The following is an 18,483-nucleotide window of genomic DNA, read 5'->3' on the forward strand; positions in this document are numbered from 1 at the left end:
ACCCTCTGTTTTGAATAGGTTCTAATCTAGCTTAATTAGAATTATTTGCATCGCTAAAGATAGAACGATTTGTTGCATGCATGGAACGGTAAAATTGTAAGCAATAAGCCCAAGCCGATATTAAGTCATTCTATATTGAATAAACCCGGTCTTCTTGGCAACCTGATCATAAAGTTGCTGTGCTTGTAGATTGGTCTCATGGGTCAGCCAATAGACCCGATCGCAACCTTTCTGTTTAGCATAATCATATACCTTCTCAATCAAAGCTCTTGCCACGCCCTGCCCTCGAAAATCCACATGAGTATAAAGATCCTGCAAATAGGCATACGGCGTTAAGGTCCAGCAGCTGTCATGTTCAATCACATGCACAATGCCAATCACCTGCTGATTTAGAATCGCTGCAAAGCCATAGATATGTTCAAGTTCAGGATTGACCAGCCTTTGCCAAGTATGATGATTGATCTCTTCACTAAGCTGAGTCTGATAAAAGGTTTGGTAGTCTCGCCATAATGGCAACCATTCCTGTTGTTTGATGTTTTCTAAAGGTTCAATTTGAATCTGGTCTTGTATGCTCATTTTTATGTATTTCTTCTATTTAAAATAGATCGAATTAGCTTAGGCTATTTTAATGATTAAGATAGGATTTTTTATTCCAATAAATATAAATTATTGATAAGTATCTACAGCTTATATTTATGATTATTTTTATACAAAAAAAGCCCCACATGGGGCTAATTCAGTCTTCAATCTTACTTAAAGCTTTTCAACCAAAATACGGTCAACCTGCTTTAATCCAGAATGCTTTTCATGGTTTTTGCGACGTACTTTAATGATTTTTTCTTCAGCCATTTCCTGAAGTAATAGTTCAACAGCAACCATTGCTTCAAGTGGCAGATCCTGCCCGATCCATTTCTGTTCGCCTGCATCCATTAAAGTAATTTCATCGCTAATTTGTTCATACAAGCTCATGTTCATCTCACTCTTTCATTTCGACTATGGGAGAACTTTTTAGCAGTTGCCACATGAAAACAATGCCAAAAAGCGGAAAAACAAAAGACGCCCCAAAACTGGGGCGTCCCTTAAAAGCTGTTTAATCAGTTGATTAATCAGTAATCTCTTTTACAGCTGCGACAACAGCTTCAGTAGTAATACCGAAGTGTTTGAACAGGTCTTTTGCAGGTGCAGATTCACCGTAAGTAGTCATACCGATCACACGACCGTCTAGACCTACAAATTTCCACCAGTAATCCACATGTGCAGCTTCAACCGCTACACGTGCACGAATCGCTGTAGGAAGAACTGACTCGCGATAAGCAACATCTTGCTTCATGAATTCTTCAGCACATGGCATAGATACCACACGCACGCCTTCAAGCTGTGCATATGCTTCCATTGCCAAAGATACTTCTGAACCAGTTGCGATGATGATTGCTTTCAATTCGCCTTTTTCTTCAGCCAATACATAACCACCTTTCGCAGCGTTCTCAATTTGTGCTTGAGTACGTGTTTGGAATGGCAAGTTTTGACGAGAGAAGATCAACGCAGTTGGACCTTCAGCACGCGTTAAAGCAGATTTCCATGAAATTGCCGCTTCAACTGTATCACATGGGCGCCATGTATTCAGGTTCGGCGTACCACGTAAAGATGCGATTTGTTCGATTGGCTGGTGTGTAGGACCATCTTCACCCAGACCGATTGAGTCATGCGTATAAACGTGAATCACGCGTTGTTTCATCAATGCTGACATACGTACTGCATTACGTGCATATTCCATAAACATCAGGAATGTTGCTACGTAAGGAATGAAACCGCCGTGTAGCGCTACACCATTTGCGATCGCAGTCATACCAAACTCACGTACGCCATAGTGTACGTAGTTACCCGCTGGATTGTCCTGTACGCCTTGTGCACCTTTCCATAAAGTCAGGTTAGAGCCTGCAAGGTCAGCAGAACCGCCAAGTACTTCTGGTAAAGAAGGTACAAGTGCTTGTAAAGCATTTTGACTTGCTTTACGTGTCGCAATTGTTTCTGCTTTCGCATTTACTTCAGCGATGTAAGCATCAGCTTTTGCAACGAAGTCAGCTGGAAGCTCACCAGAAAGACGGCGTTTTAATTCAGCTGCTTCAGTTGGGTATTTTGCTGCATAAGCGGCAAAAGTTTCATTCCAAGCTGCTTCAGCTTGTGAACCTTTTTCTTTTGCATCCCACGCTGCATATACATCAGCAGGAATAACAAATGCTTCGTCTGACCAGCCTAAAGCTTCACGAGTCAATACGATTTCGTCATTACCTAAAGGTGCACCGTGACAGTCTTCTTTACCCTGTTTGTTTGGTGAACCTAAACCAATCACTGTTTTACACATGATGATGGTTGGTTTGTTCGCTTCAGCTTTCGCTTCAACAGTTGCTTGACGGATTGCATCAGCATCATGACCGTCAACTTTAATCACTTGCCAGCCATAAGACTTGAAGCGTTGCTCTGTATCATCAGAGAACCAGCCTTCAACCTCACCATCAATTGAGATGCCATTGTCATCATAGTAAGCGATCAGCTTGCCTAGACCCAAAGTACCAGCCAATGAACATGCTTCGTGAGAAACACCTTCCATCAAGCAGCCATCGCCCAGGAAGCAGTAAGTGTAGTGATCTACAACTTTAATGTCGTCTTTGTTGAATTGCGCAGCTAAAGTTTTTTCAGCCAGTGCAAAACCTACAGCATTAGCAATACCCTGACCTAATGGACCAGTGGTTGTTTCAATACCAGGTGCATAGCCTAATTCCGGGTGACCTGGAGTTTTAGAATGAAGCTGACGGAATGATTTCAAATCTTCGATTGAAAGATCATAGCCCGTTAAATGAAGAAGCGCATATTGCAGCATGGAGCCGTGACCGTTAGACAATACAAAGCGGTCGCGGTTTGCCCAATTCGGGTTAGTCGGGTTATGGCTTAAAAATTCACGCCAAACCACATCAGCGATGTCTGCCATCCCCATTGGAGCACCTGGATGTCCTGAGTTTGCTTTTTGCACAGCATCCATTGCCAATACACGAATTGCGTTTGCAACACGACGTTCATTAAGCGGGGTTGTCATAAATCAGTGTCCAAATAATTCAAAAATAGAAAATGATGAAAAGACTTTCAAAACTGTTGCATATTGTCTTAAAAAAACAGCGAGGGGTAAAGACCAGCCTACAATATTTATCACTTTATTGTTGCTGAGATGGATCAATGTACATTTAATCTACATTATTAGGCACTAATGCTGGTCAATACTGAATTTTTATTAGAATAAAAACCCTATTTTTCATAAGGTTTAATGGCAAATTTCATTCATTAGATTTTCATCGTCATTTTAAAAGTTTGAGTCAAGGAAATATGTATATATGACTTTTATTGATTCAAATTATTTCGCTTATCAGCAGGATCATAAAATGGGCTAGAGAATGCTGCCATTTATATCTTTTACCCTACCCGTTATTCGCCTTTATCTTAGGTAAATTTATTTGCATATAGTAGCAATGAAGACTGATTTTTTAATTAGAGCACGGAGATAATTGGTCTACACATTTTACATGCGTTTTAAGATGAATAGACTTTAGAATAATTAACTGAGTTTAAAAACTCACTTCTATCGATCTATCAATTGATAGCAAATCTCATTTTTAAAAATTAAGAATGCCGCTTCTTTAAAGGGTTAATGCTTAAGATCAGGGCTGAGAACGATTGCTACAAAAAATGACCAAAAAAATCTGCCAGATCTTTCTTGAGCAAAACATAAGCAAAAGCCGCTGATAAGTGCGGTATATCAGTTTTTCAAATACCAATATTCAAATAAAAACAAATTAAATTGGAACAATTTCAGTCAATTTTACCGTTCAAACCTAGTCCTTCGACGCAACACGATGTAACATATCGGGTCTTTAAAATTAACTGTGATAGGACTATGCGCGAGTACGCTGTATTTACCTCGGAATCTGTAAGCGAAGGCCATCCAGATAAAATGGCTGACCAAATCAGTGATGCTATCTTGGATGCAATCTTAAAAGAAGACCCATATGCGCGGGTTGCTTGTGAAACGCTTGTAAAAACGGGTGCTGTTGTACTTGCCGGTGAAATCACAACAACTGCCAATGTCGACTTTGAAGCAATTGTGCGTCAAACCGTAAATGGCATCGGTTATCACCATTCTGACCTTGGCTTTGATGGTTCAACTTGTGCCGTGATCAACATGATCGGTAAACAGTCTCCTGAAATTGCTCAGGGTGTAGACCGTCAAAAACCTGAAGATCAAGGTGCCGGTGACCAAGGCTTGATGTTTGGTTATGCCAGCCGTGAAACTGACGTATTAATGCCTGCGCCAATTTCTTATGCACATCGCTTAATGGAAAAACAAGCTGAATTACGTCGTAATGGTGCATTACCATGGTTACGTCCAGATGCGAAGAGCCAAGTGACTTTCGCTTATGAAAATGGCATGCCTGTACGTTTAGATGCAGTGGTACTTTCTACGCAACACGATCCAGAAATTTCACAAGCGAATCTGAAAGAAGCTGTGATTGAAGAAATCGTGAAGAAAATCATTCCTGCTGAAATGTTCCATGCAGACACTAAATTCCACATCAACCCAACGGGTATGTTTGTGATCGGCGGTCCTGTAGGTGACTGTGGTCTGACTGGCCGTAAAATCATTGTAGATACTTACGGTGGTATGGCGCGTCACGGTGGTGGTGCATTCTCTGGTAAAGATCCATCAAAAGTTGACCGTTCAGCTGCATATGCAGGCCGTTATGTAGCAAAAAACATCGTTGCTGCTGGCCTTGCTGACAAATGTGAAATTCAGGTGTCTTATGCCATTGGTGTTGCTGAGCCAACTTCAATTTCAATCAATACCTTTAATACCGGTAAAGTATCTGACGAATTGATCGTGCAATTGGTTCGTGAACACTTCGACCTGCGTCCTTACGGTATTACCCGTATGTTGAACCTGATCCAGCCAATGTATAAGCAAACTGCTGCTTATGGTCACTTTGGCCGTCAAGGTTCTGATACTGCATTCACTTGGGAAAAAACCGACAAGGTTGAAGCATTACGCGCTTCTGCTGGTCTGTAATTTTTCTGATTCAAAAAAAGCCTGTCTCCGAGCAGGCTTTTTTTGTTTTCAATCATTTATAAAATGGTTGACAACTTTTACACGAACGCCACATTTTTTAGCATTCTGAAGCACGTGATTCCGATACTATTTTGATATCAATGATCTATGACAACAAAAGGAAATAACACAATGAATAAACTTCTTATTGCTTTAGGATTGGCGACAACTGTAGCACTCGTGGGCTGTAGCAAAGAGAAACAACCTGAAACCGGGGCAACTACGGGTGAACACCTAGAAAATGCTGCAGAACAAGCTGGTCATGACATGGAAGATGCGAGTCATGATGCTGCAGTTTCTACTGAAAATGCGATGGACAATGCTGCAGCCAATACAGCTGAAGCAACCGAAGGTGCAGCCGCAAGTGCAGAAGCCGCTGCTCGACGTGCTAAAGAAGCAGCCAAAGATGCCACTGCGACTGTCGCTGGTTCTGTAGAAGAAGGTGCTGGTAAAGTCCGTGAAAAAGCTGAAAACTAATTCTGCATAACTTGATTCTTTTTGGGAATAAAGTGAATTTAAAAGCCTGCATTTTCAGGCTTTTTTATTTTTTGGCTTATCTTTTCGTGCTTGATATTTATAAGGTTTACGTGCATGTTTGAGCTAAAACAATGCTTTAGAAAAACTTTATGTATTCTCATCATTCTGAAAAACATTATATGAGCCGGGCGGGCTGGTTACGCGCTGCTGTTTTAGGTGCTAATGATGGCATCATCTCGGTGACCAGTTTGATTACTGGCATGGCCGCCAGCGGTGCTTCCAGTCAAACCTTATTGATCGCCTGTGTGGCGGGCCTGATTTCCGGCGCCAGTTCCATGGCTGCCGGTGAATATATTTCCGTTAAATCACAAGTCGATATTGAAAACTCTGACCTGAATATTGAAAAACGTGAATTAAAGCGTAATCCTGAAGCAGAACTCAGAGAATTAACCCAAATCTATATTATGCGCGGCCTGTCACCTGAACTGGCACATGAAGTTGCAGTGCAGCTGACCGCCAATGATGCTTTGGGAGCACATGCCCGGGATGAGATTGGTATTCATGCCAATACAGCTGCTAAGCCTTTGCAGGCTGCCGGATCATCCGCACTCGCCTTTTCTCTGGGTGCACTATTTCCAATGTTTTCGATTTTGCTCAGCCCGGAGCATCTCATCTCAATGACGGTGATGATAGTAGGTGTGCTTTCACTGGCATTTTTAGGTGCAATTTCCAGCTATTTTTCTGGAACATCAAAATTGCGTGGCGCTTCACGCATCACCCTTTGGGGGATTGCAGCAATGGTATTCTCTTACTGGATTGGCTCACTGTTTCACGTTAATCCGATGTAATTTTCATAAGTTAAACTAATATAAAGAATCAGATATTAGAATGAAAAATTGAGGTTTATGAGTCGCATCAAAAAAACTGAGCGCTAGAATAGAACACTTTATTTTTTGATATTCTATTTCTCCCATGTCAGTCATTGCTGCATCCTCAAATCGATCGAATATATCGGTTTGGGTATCCTTTATTTTACTCATTATAGGTACGATCGGTGCCTATCAAATCGTAGGGCTGAATCAAGCCCTTTTATTCCTCACCGGTGGTGCCTTGGGCATGACCTTGTATCATGCCTCTTTTGGTTTCACTTCCAGCTGGCGTGTATTTATCAAGGAACGTCGCGGTCGTGGCCTCCGTGCCCAAATGATCATGCTCAGTCTAGCAGTATTGCTGTTCTTTCCTGCTTTGGGTGCCGGCGAACTTTTTGGTAATCCAGTTAAAGGTCTGGTCAGTCCAGTTTCACTGTCTGTCGTGATTGGTGCCTTTATTTTCGGGATTGGGATGCAGCTTGGTGGTGGCTGTGCCTCTGGTACGCTCTATACCGTCGGTGGTGGTAGTGCGCGAATGCTGGTGACTCTGTTCTTCTTCTGTACCGGCTCCCTGCTTGCGACTTCTCATATTGACTGGTGGTTTAATCTGCCACATCTTGCTCCGATCTCGATTGTAGACAGCCTTGGGGTCGTTCCTGCCCTATTCTTAAGTTTTCTGGTCTTTGCAGCGATTGCGGCAGCAACGGTGTTTTTTGAAAAGAAACGTCATGGCAGTCTGGAGGTTGAACCACAAAGCCAACATCAGGGCTGGAAACGCTTTTTACGTGGTCCATGGCCATTAATCTGGGGTGGAATCATTTTAACCCTGCTTAACTTTGCAACCTTAGCCTTGGCCGGCCGTCCATGGGGCGTTACTTCTGCCCTTGCCGTTTGGGCAGCCAAGTCAGCAAGTTTTGTGGGTGTAGATGTTGCATCTTGGGCCTATTGGCAACAACCAGCAAATGCCAAAGCGCTGTCTGAATCGCTCTGGTTCGATATTACTTCGATGATGAACTTTGGCATCATGCTCGGTGCGCTTCTCGCTGCCAGTCTGGCAGGTAAATTTGCACCAAATTTCAATATTCCAAAACGTTCATTATTGGCAGCGGTCCTTGGTGGCCTAATGCTGGGCTACGGCGCACGGCTGGCTTATGGCTGTAATATTGGCGCTTATTTCAGTGGTATTGCTTCAGGCAGTGTGCATGGCTGGTTATGGCTGGTATTTGCCTTCTTGGGTAATGGTCTGGGCGTAAAACTACGTCCAATCTTTTTCCCAGGTGAAAAACCACAACTAGAAAAACTAACGGGTTGTTAATCTTCCTAATAAAAAGCCCATCATTGAATGGGCTTTTTATGCACTAAATACCCCTAATCAATTTATAATGCAGCTTTTAGATTACAGCCATAGCCCATGGTTTGTTGAACCTGACGATAGCTGGTATAGCGATCCAGAATAAAGGTATAGAACTGATCAGCACTTGAAAAATTGGCTTTAAGATCTTCTTTTTCTGCATTCGGCAGTTGAACATCATTGACCAAATTAAGATTATAATGCCCCAATCGGTACATCTCGGCAAAATAGCCATTCATCATGTCGCAATAAGCCACCTTACTAGACTTAAGTGCTGTGCTTGCCACCAGATGCTGATTCAGGGTTCTTAAATTATTTACATCCAACGGAAATTGATGTGCAAAAGCAATGCTTTCGACTTTCTTAAGCTGGCTAAAGTCAGTTGCCAGTTTTTGATTGAGCGTATCAAAGCGTTGCTGTAATTCCTGAGCGGTTTGAACCTGATATTGAGCAGGATCTACCTCAACCTTTTGAGGTTCTTGCGTACATGCAGTCAACGTCAAGCCTAGCACCAATGTACTCAGCCATACCTTCATAAACACATCACTCAATCAAAAAACAATAGCGTCCTGATTATGCCTGAAAATCCTGAGGCATGTGTTTCAAAGTGCTTTTTCGTTCATATAGCGCCAATAGCGTTTGGGTACATATTGAATATGCAACTTCATATTCTTACGCGCCTGAATATTGACGCTATTAAAATAGTCTTTCCAGAGCTGGTCATAGAGTAATTCGTCCTCATCCAGCTCAATACTGAAAGATTGACTATGTCCAAGCCGAGCTTGCGGATCAATCTGCTCAGCATTCATTTCGACCTGATGTACATCCTGCAAATCATAGTAAATCCCATATTTGCGCTGTTCATCATAAATTAGCCAAGTCTGATCCTGATAACGTTCCTTGAAATGTTTAGTGATAATCGGCAGCACATTAAAATCCGGTTTGACCAGACTCAGAAATAAGCCATCCTGACACTTTTTAAAACGGACAAAGGCTTCCATACGATGCTTTTCACGTCCCACCTGTTTTGCCCATTGCGACATGCCTAATACCGCAGCATGACCATAGTCCTGATCTACGGGACGCTGACTCTGAAAGACATACACAGCAAAATCAAACAAGACCTGAAAAGCCTGTTCCTGCTCAGACAGAAATGTATAGTAAAAAGCCCTTAAGCTGCTCGAACCCACTTTTTGCTTTAAGCCCTGCCAGACCCGTTGACCATGCGCCTCATTCGATGCCACATGAATAAAATCATCAAACAGTCCAGTTTGCGCATGTGGGTTGGCGGTAATTCTGACCTCAAACTCACGAAATTCAAAAGCACGGAAGATACAGCTTAATAAGCCTGTCATGGTGCCGTCAAAACAGTAACAGGCCATTAGAAACCTAATCCTAGCTGAGGTGATAATTGCTGCTGATATTTGGAATAACCTGACTGTAAAATTTGCTGTCGAATCTGTTGGGATTGCTGTTCTTTTTTAAATTTCGGCGTATCGGCACAACGGATAAAATGCTGCGCGCGGTTATACGCCACACTCATACGTTTCAGTTGATCGATATGGATCTGACCAAAACGGCGCGCCTGAACAATTTTCTTGGCTGAACGCACGCCAATCCCTGGAACCCGCAAAATCGTCTTATATTCGGCACGGTTGATATCTACCGGAAAGGCTTCCGGATGACGCAATGCCCAGCTCAGCTTCGGATCAATATCTAGCTCCAGATTTGGATGCTGGTCATCGACAATTTCTTCTGCATTAAAACCATAAAAACGCATTAACCAGTCGCTCTGATACAGCCGATTTTCACGTAGCAATGGCGGTGCTGAACCCACGGCTGGCAGTGCTTTTTCCTCATCATTAATCGGGATATAACCGGAAAAATACACGCGTTTTAACTTAAATTCTTTGTAATGCCGATCTGCCATCAGAATGACATCGCGATCCGTTTCGCTATGTGCGCCAACGACCATTTGCGTGGTCTGCCCTGCTGGCACGAATTTCGGTACAGCTTTAATGATTTTACTTTCATCTTTAATCTGGATCAGGCGGTCACGCACAATGCCTAAGTCTTTCTGCACTTCGGCGTGCGTTTTCTCTGGCGCAAATTTTCGCAACCCATCTTCTGTTGGCATTTCCAGATTGATACTCATTCGGTCCACATACAGACCTGCTTCGGTAATGATTTCCTGTGAAGCGCCAGGAATCGTCTTGAGATGAATATAACCATTAAAGTTTTCTTCCAAACGCAGTTTCTTCACCACCTGTAGCATACGTTCCATGGTGTAATCGGCCGACTTGAAGATCCCCGAACTCAGGAACAGTCCTTCGATATAATTACGGCGATAGAAATTCATGGTCAGATCGACCACTTCCTGCACGGTAAAAGCGGCGCGTTTCACATCATTGGAACGGCGCGAAACGCAATATGAGCAGTCAAAAATACAGACATTGGAAAACAGGATTTTTAGCAAAGAAACGCAACGCCCATCTTCGGTATAGCTATGACAGATCCCATTGCCGGTATTACCTACGCCTTTATCTTTATTTTTACGATTGCTACCGCTGGATGAACAAGATACATCATATTTGGCGGCATCAGCGAGAATCTGTAATTTTTCACGTATACGATCAGACATGAGTTCAGCTAAATTTAACTAAAACAGTATTATAAAACCGCAGTCTTTCCCTCACTATGCGATTGGTCTATGTAGCGACAATCAATGTCGTAGCAAATGTAATCCGAATGTAACGATCGTCGAATATTTCAAAATAAAATAACCAATATGATTTGCTTAATTTGCAAGGCGAAGGCAAAGTAAGGTGATAACAAGGAGCAAAGCCATGTCTTTATTGGAAAAATTAGGCATTAAACACCCAATTCTGTTAGCGCCCATGGCCGGGGTCTCCACACCTGAGCTGGCCGCTGAGGTGTCTAATCAGTGTGCCTTAGGCTCATTAGGATTAGGTGCAAGTAGCGTTCAGTCTGCGCGTGAGCAGATTCTTAAAACTCAAGAGCTGACCGATCAGCCTTTTCAGGTCAATTTCTTCTGCCATAAATCTGAAGATTTAGATGACACTGTGGCACAAGCCTGGATTGATCAGTTTAAGGATAAATTTGCCCAGTATGGTGTAAAACCCCCAAAAACATTGAAATGCATTTACCCAAGCTTTAGGGATAATGACGATTTCCTCAATCTGGTTCTGGAAACCCGTCCTAAAGCAGTGAGTTTTCACTTTGGTATTCCACATCCGCATCAGGTTCAGGCATTAAAAGATGCTGGTATTGTGACCATGGTATCTGCGACTAATCTAGCTGAAGCACGTGCCATCGAAGCTGCTGGTATTGATATCGTGATTGCGCAAGGTATTGAAGCTGGTGGTCATCGTGGGATTTTCAGTACCAAGTTCGATGCCTCTGTCAAAACTTCAAACTTGATTAAGCTGATCAAGCAATACTGTTCCCTGCCAATTGTAGCTGCGGGTGGCATTATGGATGGTTATCAGGCAAGACAAATGCTGGAGTTCGGTGCTGAAGCAGTTCAATTGGGAACTGCATTTGTACAATGCAAAACCTCTAATGCCAACGAAGCTTATCGTAAAGCATTACTATCCAAACCACTGACTCAGGTGACTGCAAGTATTTCTGGTCGCCCTGCACGCGGCATCATTAATCACTGGCATACCGATATCGACACACCAGATCGTCTGGATGTCCCAGCCTATCCTTATACTTATGATCTAGCCAAGCAATTACATGCCGCAGCTGTTCAACATGGTGATCATGGCTATGGTGCGTTTTGGGCCGGCTCAAATGCCGCACAAACCCGTGAAATGGAAGCTTCCGATCTGGTTAACCAGCTGATTTTAGAAATTAAACACCGAGAATAAGTAGTCTGCCTTCTCATAGAAATAAAAAAACCTCTCGATAGTGAGAGGTTTTTTATTGGGCTAGAATTTAACGAGTGGCACGATGCCATGCATCTTTTACTGCAAATTTAGCTTCTTCCCAGTTTAGACGCGAGTCACCTTTCACCTGTTCCCATTTGGTACGTAAGTCAGGTTCAGCTTCATTAAATTCTTTACCGTTATAGTGTGCGCGATTTTCATAACCAAGACGATATGCACCACGGTAGTCACGATCATAGTCTAGATCACCATAGACATTCCGGCTTTCAGTATAATAAGGAGTTTGATGATGCTGTTCCCGCCAGTATTGATCATCGTCATCCTGTAAATTCTCTGATCCTGAAAGTGCGATACCTTCTGGTGTATCTACCGTTGGTCGTGCTGATTCTGCGACTTCATTTCCAGCCAGACCGCCAACTACCCCCCCAACAAGACCACCGATGACCGCACCTGCTGGACCACCGACTGCACCAATCGCCGCACCTGCAGCTGCGCCACCCAACGTACCAGCACTAGTAGCCACGGGATGATCACCCGCTTCATTCATGTCAGGTACACGATGGCTTTCAGTATCTGGTAAATTTAAATCTTGTCGCGCGCTACCTGAAGTTGTCGGAATAGTCCTTAATTCTTCCTCAGTTTTTAATACATCGGTCCGTTCCTGGGACAAATCACGATGTGAAGCTGGATTAATATCTGAAACTGGTCGATTGGTATTTGTCATTCTAAATCTCCCTTGATCTTTTTTAAAACAAAATGGAAATTTCATCTTGCGTATGGCTTTTTATCATAGAGAAAATTCAGGTTAACACTGTCCAAGTCCTGTCCGGTTTCAGTGAAGATATACTGCGCTATGTACCTGTAAGCTACTCATGTAACCATCGTGTCTAAATTGCATGAATAAATATCAAAAAAGTAAATTTTCTATTGCTATATAATTTTGCTTTTTTAGAAAACCCTATTTTTAATTCAATAATAATCCTCTGAAATATACAAATCACCTGCTTATTAAATAATGGCTGTTAGGCATTTCGGTTATATCTATGAAGGTTTGAATGCAAACTTAATCTCTGCAATTTAATCGAATGCTTAAAATCAGATATTGACTAAAAAAACTATTTTAAAAAATAAAAAAACCTCTCTGAATAGAGAGGTTTTTTCTAAAGATATAGTTTAGCGAGTAGTTCGATCCCAAGCATCTTTGACTGCATATTTAGCCTGTTCCCAAGTTAAGCGGGATTCACCTTTGAATTGCTCCCATTTACTGCGTAAATCAGGTTCAGCCTCATCAAATGCTTTTCCATTATAGTGTTCACGGTTTTCATAACCGAGTTGGTAAGCACCGCGATAGTCGCGATCATAGTCCAAATCACCGTGCACATTTCGGCTTTCACTATAATAAGGTCTGCTCTGATACTGTTCACGCCAGTAATGATCATGATCAGCGAATAGACCTGTGTTTTCAATACCGTGCTCTGGATGGTCTGGCGTTGAAATATCCTTTCCTGCAATTCCGCCAAGTACTCCTCCCACGATTCCTCCAACTAATGAGCCCCCTGGTCCACCTACCATACCCAGTGTTGCTCCAAGGGCCGCTCCACCAACACTTCCGGCACCGGTTGCTAGTGCCTGATCTCCAGCTTCAGCTTCTTTCTCATGTGGATCAAGTGGTCTTGTCGATTCTGCTGAATTTAAATTAGGATCGGAACCCTCTGCGATTGATGGATCCATTTTCACAACTTCTTCATGTTTTATCGCATTATTGTCATCAACCAGATCGTTTTGAGGAGGTGGATTAATATCTGAAAATGGACGGTTGGTATTTGTCATTCTGATTCTCCCTTGATTTTATTTAGACAAAATTGAAATTTCATCTTGTGTATGTCATTTATCATAGAGAAAGTTCAGGTTAATACTGTCCAAGTCCTGTCCGGTTTCAGTGAAGTTAATACTCAACTCTGTACAGGTATTTCTTTCATGTAACAGCCTTGCTGTATTGCATAACACAGATATAAAAAAGGTACTGTTTATACAACAGTACCTTGAGGATTGTATTTCAGGAAATAGAGAAAATCAGGTTGTTTCCAGCAGATTCACCTGTTCAACCTGCACATCACTCATGATCTGACCATGTTCAAGCAGGTTATTAAAATAGTCTTCTACCACCTTGTACTGATCCGCAGTACTTTCTACCTTATACATATTCTGGCGAAACTCATTACTTGAACGCAGCCCCTTGGTATACCAGGCAATATGTTTACGCGAAATTCGGCAACCCGAATATTCACCATAAAACTCATATAGTTCAGCCAAGTGACCTAATAGCACTTCTTTGACTTCAGCAATACTTGGTGCAGCCAGCTTTTCGCCCGTCTTTAAATAATGTGCGATTTCACGGAAAATCCAAGGACGCCCTTGCGCAGCACGACCAATCATCACCGCATCTGCGCCAGTATAATCCAGCACATATTTGGCCTTTTCCGGACTGTCGATATCTCCGTTCGCAATCACGGGAATATTCAACATCGATTTCACATCTTTAATCAGTGAATATCGTGCCGTGTTTAGATACATATCTTCACGGGTACGACCATGCAAAGCCAATGCGGCAATGCCCGCTTCTTCTGCCCTTTTAGCCACACGCATTATATTTTCATGACCATTTAAATAGCCCAAACGGGTTTTTAAAGTCACGGGAACATCGACTGCTGCCACCACAGCATCCAGAATACGTGCAACCAGATCTTCATCTTTCAGTAATGCAGAGCCAGCCAGCTTGTTACAGACCTTTTTGGCTGGACAACCCATATTAATATCAACAATTTGTGCACCATTTGCGACTTGATAACGCGCCGCTTCTGCCAGATCATGCGGGTCTGAACCGGCAATTTGCGCCGAGATCGGTGCCAGCTCACCATCGAAGTTCGCACGGTACAGACTTTTCTTGCTCATGCGCAAGGTCTTGTCTGACGTCATCATTTCACTGACAGCATGACCCGCACCAAAATACTTGCATAGTGTACGGAACGGACGGTCTGTTACGCCTGCCATGGGAGCAACAATCAAATTATTTGATAGCTGATACGGACCAATATACATATAAATTCATCACTTTGTTGATGAGCATAGTATACTGCATCTGCCTTGATCGCTCATCTGCTGGAATCTGATTTAGACAACATGAACAACACACTTCACCGAATTTTTACTGTTAAATCGTGGTCTGTCCTTGCCTTATCCTTAAGTCTTACTGGCTGTGGCAATGGTTCCTGGTGGTCTTCGGATGAGCCGACCATGGAAGCTGATCAGATTCGCAAAGCCATTCCATCACGTGTCAGCAACCGCGATTCATGGGCCAAAGACATCTATGACATCACCGAACAACTCGGTATTCCACAGACTAAACAGAATGTTTGTACCATTGTCGCAGTAGTCGATCAGGAATCTAATTTCCATGCTGATCCGGCTGTACCGGGTTTAGGTGAAAAAGCGGTTAAGGAAGTTCAGGATCGTCTAGAAGAGAAATTTACCGAAAAACTGGGCGAAAGTATCGGTGGAACAGTTGCTGGATATTTCCAGGATGTACTCAAGAATCATCCAACACCAGATAATAACTATCTTAGCCAGATGCGTAAGGTGAAAACTGAACGTGAACTAGATGAACTGTATCGTGAAATATTCGACTACATGGCTAAACAGTATCATGTCAGTGCATTGACGGGTGCTGCCAAACTGTTTGGCCAGAATATTGGGGAAAAGCTTAATCCAATTACCACTCTAGGCTCAATGCAGGTACATATCAGTTACGCCAAAGAGCATAAGCGTCAAAGTGGCAATATTGCAGAACTTCGTACTGACTTGTATAGCCAATATGGTGGGTTATATTACGGTATTCACCGCCTGATGATGTATCCTGCGGATTATGACAAACCGATTTATCGTTTTGCCGACTATAACTCAGGCAAATATTCTAGCCGTAATGCGGCGTTCCAAAGCATGCTCAATGATCTAACTGCAGCTGAACTGGATCTGGATGGCGATTTATTGCTGTATAGCAAAGATGGCAGTGTCCGCTCTCAGAAAAGTCAGTCTGAACGTGAGTTGATCAATGTCTTTGCCAAACATAATTTCATCATTACTGAACGCCAGATCCGTTCTGACCTGAAAAAAGAAAAAGAGAAGGATTTTGAAGACACTATGACCTATCGTGGTGTGGCAAAACTCTATCAGGAACAAACGGGCAAAGAACCTTTCTATGCCATCATGCCGGAAGTGGTGATTTCTGGTCCGAAACTGAGCCGTGATTACAATACCAACTGGTTTGCCAGCCGTGTAGATGGTCGTTATCAAACATGCATGCGCAAGATCAAAAACCTCAAGCTCTAGCCCTATTCGACTTCGATGGAACCCTGTATCCGCATGACAGCTTTACAGGGTTTATGTTTTATGTCCTGAAGAAACGGCATATCATTTGGCGTGGCTATAAAGTACTGCATTGGATTACTGCTTATTATCTGAGGCTCTATCCTGCCCATCGCATGCGCCCGAAGCTTTATTCAGCTATGTTTAAAGACTGTGATGTAGAGTTAATTCAGCCTTTAGCATTGCAATACGCGAATAAGGTTTTAGAGAATCTTGACTCAGCTCTATTTGAGCAGCTGCAAAAGCATCAAGAGTTAGGACATAAAGTCGTATTGGTTTCAGCGACCATTGATCTATATCTGGAAATAATTGCCAAGGCTTTAAATGTAGAGCTGATCTGTTCCAAAGTTGAGATCAAAAATGGAAAATTGACCGGTAAATATCTGACGCCAGATTGTAGCTATATGCAAAAGAAATTACGGGTTTTAGAAGTAATTAATCTTGCAGATTTTGAAACAATTTATGCATATGGGAATAGTGAGGAGGATCTCGATATGATGAGTCTAGCGGGAGATACTTATATGGTAGGTCATGACAAAGAATTACCCATATTAGATAAAGTACAAACTTTTTAAAAAAATCTCGAATTAATAATCTATAGATAATAATTTTTTTAAGCTGAATTTATCAATATATATTTATGCTGTTTAACTTAATATTTATATAATGTTATCTAAAATACAGTAATTACTTCTCCCTCACTTTTATAAGATATAAATTAAAAATATATTTAAAGATTAAATTAGAAAGCTTAGGTTAAGTAGATTATTTAAAATTTTTAAATAAAATAAGCTATATCATCATTTTTCATATTTATATAAATTAAATATCATACTTATAACTTTAGTCTATTAGTATAAAAAATCAGCCATTCTATATGATAAATTTCTCATAAATTTTAAGCATAGTGATTTATCTATAATGAGGCATTGCCCTATGAACCAATTCTCTCCTCCCAAATACATAAGAAATCTATATATCAAATACGGTGAAAATCCATTTGTATTATTATCCAAATTTATTTATGCAGCACGCCGCCAGAAATGGACTAAAGAAGAAATTGAACGCGTTATTTCTGCGGCAAAAAAAGGAAACTATGTGGCTCTAATTCGAATTTTGCGCAGCCATACTAATTTAGAAGAATAAAATAATATTTAAAAAATAAAAAACCACTTCAATTGAAGTGGTTTTTTATTAGCTTACATAAACTTATTTTTTGAACGGGAAGGCATATTTCACAATCCGTTTTAATACGCTGCCATACTGTTTAACTAGGCTAGCATTGTTATAGTTTAGACCATATTTTTCACAGACTGCCTGTACTTTTGGTCCCATTTGACGATAACGACGCGCTGGAACATCTGGATATAAATGGTGTTCAATCTGATGACTTAAGTGACCAGTCAGAATATGGAATGCTTCAGAACCGGTCAGGTTTGATGAACCACGGATCTGGCGCATATACCAGTGACCACGGCTTTCATTTTCCAGGACTGATTTCGGGAAAACTTCTACATCTTTAGTGAAGTGACCACAGAAAATAATACTAAACGTCCAAACGTTACGGATGCCATTCGCGACCATATTACCCGCAAATACTGGCAATGCAGCAGGACCTGCGATCAATGGGAAAAATACATAGTCCTTAAACAGCTGCTTGGTAATTTTGCGCTGCATTGGTTTCCATTCTTCTTTGGTCTGCTCAGCAGTTTTACGACCTTTGAAATATTTACCCAATTCCAAGTTTTGAATCGCCACACCCCATTGGAACAATAGGCAGAATGGAATACTGTAAATTGGTTGTAATAAGTAGAATGGTTTCCAGCGTTGTTCCGGGAACAGACGAACCAGGCCATAACCAATATCATCATCCATACCTTTAATATTGGTATAAGTATGATGTTTAAAGTTATGGGTTTGACGCCAGTTATCTGAAGTACCTACAATGTCCCACTCATAAGTCTGGCCATTGAGCTTCGTATCATTCATCCAGTCGTACTGACCGTGCATGACATTATGACCCAGCTCCATGTTTTCCATAATTTTGGAAAAACCAAGCAGGCCTGTACCCAGAACCCATGCTGGTGGGAACCAGCCGGCAAACAATAACGCACGGCCAGCAATAGAAGAATAACGAATTGCAGAATAGACACGACGGATGTATTTCGCATCTTTCTCGCCTAGGTCATCGAGCACTTCCTGCTTGATCGCATCGAGTTCGCGCGCGAGTTCGTCCAATTCTGCCTGTGTCAGTTCACGGTTTTTTGGATTTTTAAAATATTGAAATTTTACTGGCATATTCAT

18 protein-coding genes are annotated in these 18,483 nt (G+C 41.9%); 8 read left to right on the forward strand and 10 right to left on the reverse strand.

Going from position 1 to position 18,483, the window contains the following annotated elements; genetic code table 11:
• Positions 1–120: 120 nt before the first annotated feature.
• From BS636_RS14485 to tkt, 3 genes are all read right to left on the reverse strand, one after another.
• Entirely contained in the window at positions 121–576 is a 456-nt protein-coding gene (locus tag BS636_RS14485) for a GNAT family N-acetyltransferase (protein WP_099339420.1), read from the reverse strand.
• A 177-nt stretch (positions 577–753) separates the two neighbouring features.
• The gene (locus BS636_RS14490; RefSeq protein ID WP_004786275.1) at positions 754–969 is read right to left on the reverse strand and encodes a hypothetical protein; all 216 of its coding nucleotides are present in this window, start codon (positions 967–969) and stop codon (positions 754–756) included.
• A gap of 133 nt (positions 970–1,102) precedes the next feature.
• Positions 1,103–3,091, reverse strand: coding sequence for a transketolase (tkt, locus tag BS636_RS14495; RefSeq protein WP_099339421.1), 1,989 nt, complete (start codon positions 3,089–3,091; stop codon positions 1,103–1,105).
• A gap of 852 nt (positions 3,092–3,943) precedes the next feature.
• Between tkt and metK the strand changes: the two genes are divergently transcribed.
• The 4 genes from metK to BS636_RS14515 all read left to right on the forward strand — a co-directional run bounded on the left by metK (position 3,944) and on the right by BS636_RS14515 (position 7,810).
• The gene (gene metK / locus BS636_RS14500; RefSeq protein WP_099339422.1) at positions 3,944–5,110 is read left to right on the forward strand and encodes a methionine adenosyltransferase; all 1,167 of its coding nucleotides are present in this window, start codon (positions 3,944–3,946) and stop codon (positions 5,108–5,110) included.
• A gap of 171 nt (positions 5,111–5,281) precedes the next feature.
• Positions 5,282–5,626: a hypothetical protein gene (locus BS636_RS14505; RefSeq protein ID WP_099339423.1), complete on the forward strand. Its 345-nt coding sequence runs from the start codon at positions 5,282–5,284 to the stop codon at positions 5,624–5,626.
• A 149-nt stretch (positions 5,627–5,775) separates the two neighbouring features.
• The gene (locus BS636_RS14510; protein ID WP_099339424.1) at positions 5,776–6,474 is read left to right on the forward strand and encodes a VIT1/CCC1 transporter family protein; all 699 of its coding nucleotides are present in this window, start codon (positions 5,776–5,778) and stop codon (positions 6,472–6,474) included.
• 124 nt (positions 6,475–6,598) lie between these two features.
• A complete protein-coding gene (locus BS636_RS14515; protein WP_099339425.1) occupies positions 6,599–7,810 on the forward strand; it encodes a YeeE/YedE family protein in 1,212 nt (403 codons plus the stop codon).
• A gap of 62 nt (positions 7,811–7,872) precedes the next feature.
• Here the strand turns inward: BS636_RS14515 and BS636_RS14520 are convergent, their stop codons facing one another.
• From BS636_RS14520 to BS636_RS14530, 3 genes are all read right to left on the reverse strand, one after another.
• Positions 7,873–8,382 carry a hypothetical protein gene (locus BS636_RS14520; protein ID WP_099339426.1) on the reverse strand — a complete coding sequence of 170 codons (510 nt, stop codon included), beginning with the start codon at positions 8,380–8,382 and terminating at the stop codon, positions 7,873–7,875.
• Positions 8,383–8,448: 66 nt separating this feature from the next.
• Positions 8,449–9,228, reverse strand: a complete 780-nt coding sequence (locus BS636_RS14525; protein WP_099339427.1) for a TIGR03915 family putative DNA repair protein — start codon at positions 9,226–9,228, stop codon at positions 8,449–8,451.
• Complete coding sequence (locus BS636_RS14530; protein ID WP_099339428.1) at positions 9,228–10,487, reverse strand: putative DNA modification/repair radical SAM protein; 1,260 nt, start codon at positions 10,485–10,487, stop codon at positions 9,228–9,230. Before BS636_RS14530 ends, BS636_RS14525 begins: the two co-directional genes overlap by 1 nt.
• 205 nt (positions 10,488–10,692) lie before the next feature.
• On the opposite strand from BS636_RS14530, the gene BS636_RS14535 reads away from it, so the two are divergent.
• Positions 10,693–11,739 carry an NAD(P)H-dependent flavin oxidoreductase gene (locus BS636_RS14535; RefSeq protein WP_099339429.1) on the forward strand — a complete coding sequence of 349 codons (1,047 nt, stop codon included), beginning with the start codon at positions 10,693–10,695 and terminating at the stop codon, positions 11,737–11,739.
• 67 nt (positions 11,740–11,806) lie between these two features.
• Here the strand turns inward: BS636_RS14535 and BS636_RS14540 are convergent, their stop codons facing one another.
• The 3 genes from BS636_RS14540 to dusB all read right to left on the reverse strand — a co-directional run bounded on the left by BS636_RS14540 (position 11,807) and on the right by dusB (position 14,856).
• The gene (locus BS636_RS14540) at positions 11,807–12,481 is read right to left on the reverse strand and encodes a hypothetical protein (protein WP_099339430.1); all 675 of its coding nucleotides are present in this window, start codon (positions 12,479–12,481) and stop codon (positions 11,807–11,809) included.
• A 449-nt stretch (positions 12,482–12,930) separates the two neighbouring features.
• On the reverse strand, positions 12,931–13,587 hold the full coding sequence (locus BS636_RS14545) for a hypothetical protein (RefSeq protein WP_099339431.1): 657 nt from the start codon (positions 13,585–13,587) through the stop codon (positions 12,931–12,933).
• A 243-nt stretch (positions 13,588–13,830) separates the two neighbouring features.
• The gene (gene dusB, locus BS636_RS14550) at positions 13,831–14,856 is read right to left on the reverse strand and encodes a tRNA dihydrouridine synthase DusB (protein WP_099339432.1); all 1,026 of its coding nucleotides are present in this window, start codon (positions 14,854–14,856) and stop codon (positions 13,831–13,833) included.
• Positions 14,857–14,937: 81 nt separating this feature from the next.
• Between dusB and BS636_RS14555 the strand changes: the two genes are divergently transcribed.
• The 3 genes from BS636_RS14555 to BS636_RS14565 all read left to right on the forward strand — a co-directional run bounded on the left by BS636_RS14555 (position 14,938) and on the right by BS636_RS14565 (position 17,325).
• Positions 14,938–16,143 (forward strand): DUF1615 family protein, encoded by a 1,206-nt coding sequence (locus BS636_RS14555; RefSeq protein ID WP_099339433.1) that lies wholly within the window; start codon positions 14,938–14,940, stop codon positions 16,141–16,143.
• Entirely contained in the window at positions 16,110–16,754 is a 645-nt protein-coding gene (locus BS636_RS14560) for an HAD family hydrolase (RefSeq protein WP_099339434.1), read from the forward strand. Before BS636_RS14555 ends, BS636_RS14560 begins: the two co-directional genes overlap by 34 nt.
• A 361-nt stretch (positions 16,755–17,115) precedes the next feature.
• Positions 17,116–17,325 carry a hypothetical protein gene (locus tag BS636_RS14565; protein WP_099339435.1) on the forward strand — a complete coding sequence of 70 codons (210 nt, stop codon included), beginning with the start codon at positions 17,116–17,118 and terminating at the stop codon, positions 17,323–17,325.
• 63 nt (positions 17,326–17,388) lie between these two features.
• On the opposite strand, the gene BS636_RS14570 is transcribed toward BS636_RS14565, so the two are convergent.
• Complete coding sequence (locus BS636_RS14570; RefSeq protein ID WP_099339436.1) at positions 17,389–18,483, reverse strand: fatty acid desaturase family protein; 1,095 nt, start codon at positions 18,481–18,483, stop codon at positions 17,389–17,391.

It is taken from the genome of Acinetobacter sp. LoGeW2-3 (assembly GCF_002688565.1).
GTDB lineage: Bacteria > Pseudomonadota > Gammaproteobacteria > Pseudomonadales > Moraxellaceae > Acinetobacter.

What these genes read in the sequence shown, in the direction of transcription:
- BS636_RS14525 (WP_099339427.1), bottom strand. Translation starts at nt 9,228, where the DNA reads ATGGCCTGTTACTGTTTTGACGGCACCATGACAGGCTTATTAAGCTGT.
- BS636_RS14535 (WP_099339429.1), top strand. Translation starts at nt 10,693, where the DNA reads ATGTCTTTATTGGAAAAATTAGGCATTAAACACCCAATTCTGTTAGCG.
- BS636_RS14560 (WP_099339434.1), top strand. Translation starts at nt 16,110, where the DNA reads ATGCATGCGCAAGATCAAAAACCTCAAGCTCTAGCCCTATTCGACTTC.
- BS636_RS14530 (WP_099339428.1), bottom strand. Translation starts at nt 10,487, where the DNA reads ATGTCTGATCGTATACGTGAAAAATTACAGATTCTCGCTGATGCCGCC.
- BS636_RS14505 (WP_099339423.1), top strand. Translation starts at nt 5,282, where the DNA reads ATGAATAAACTTCTTATTGCTTTAGGATTGGCGACAACTGTAGCACTC.
- BS636_RS14540 (WP_099339430.1), bottom strand. Translation starts at nt 12,481, where the DNA reads ATGACAAATACCAATCGACCAGTTTCAGATATTAATCCAGCTTCACAT.
- BS636_RS14565 (WP_099339435.1), top strand. Translation starts at nt 17,116, where the DNA reads ATGAACCAATTCTCTCCTCCCAAATACATAAGAAATCTATATATCAAA.
- BS636_RS14520 (WP_099339426.1), bottom strand. Translation starts at nt 8,382, where the DNA reads ATGAAGGTATGGCTGAGTACATTGGTGCTAGGCTTGACGTTGACTGCA.
- dusB (WP_099339432.1), bottom strand. Translation starts at nt 14,856, where the DNA reads ATGTATATTGGTCCGTATCAGCTATCAAATAATTTGATTGTTGCTCCC.
- BS636_RS14510 (WP_099339424.1), top strand. Translation starts at nt 5,776, where the DNA reads ATGTATTCTCATCATTCTGAAAAACATTATATGAGCCGGGCGGGCTGG.
- metK (WP_099339422.1), top strand. Translation starts at nt 3,944, where the DNA reads ATGCGCGAGTACGCTGTATTTACCTCGGAATCTGTAAGCGAAGGCCAT.
- tkt (WP_099339421.1), bottom strand. Translation starts at nt 3,091, where the DNA reads ATGACAACCCCGCTTAATGAACGTCGTGTTGCAAACGCAATTCGTGTA.
- BS636_RS14555 (WP_099339433.1), top strand. Translation starts at nt 14,938, where the DNA reads ATGAACAACACACTTCACCGAATTTTTACTGTTAAATCGTGGTCTGTC.
- BS636_RS14490 (WP_004786275.1), bottom strand. Translation starts at nt 969, where the DNA reads ATGAGCTTGTATGAACAAATTAGCGATGAAATTACTTTAATGGATGCA.
- BS636_RS14485 (WP_099339420.1), bottom strand. Translation starts at nt 576, where the DNA reads ATGAGCATACAAGACCAGATTCAAATTGAACCTTTAGAAAACATCAAA.
- BS636_RS14570 (WP_099339436.1), bottom strand. Translation starts at nt 18,483, where the DNA reads ATGAATATGCCAGTAAAATTTCAATATTTTAAAAATCCAAAAAACCGT.
- BS636_RS14515 (WP_099339425.1), top strand. Translation starts at nt 6,599, where the DNA reads ATGTCAGTCATTGCTGCATCCTCAAATCGATCGAATATATCGGTTTGG.
- BS636_RS14545 (WP_099339431.1), bottom strand. Translation starts at nt 13,587, where the DNA reads ATGACAAATACCAACCGTCCATTTTCAGATATTAATCCACCTCCTCAA.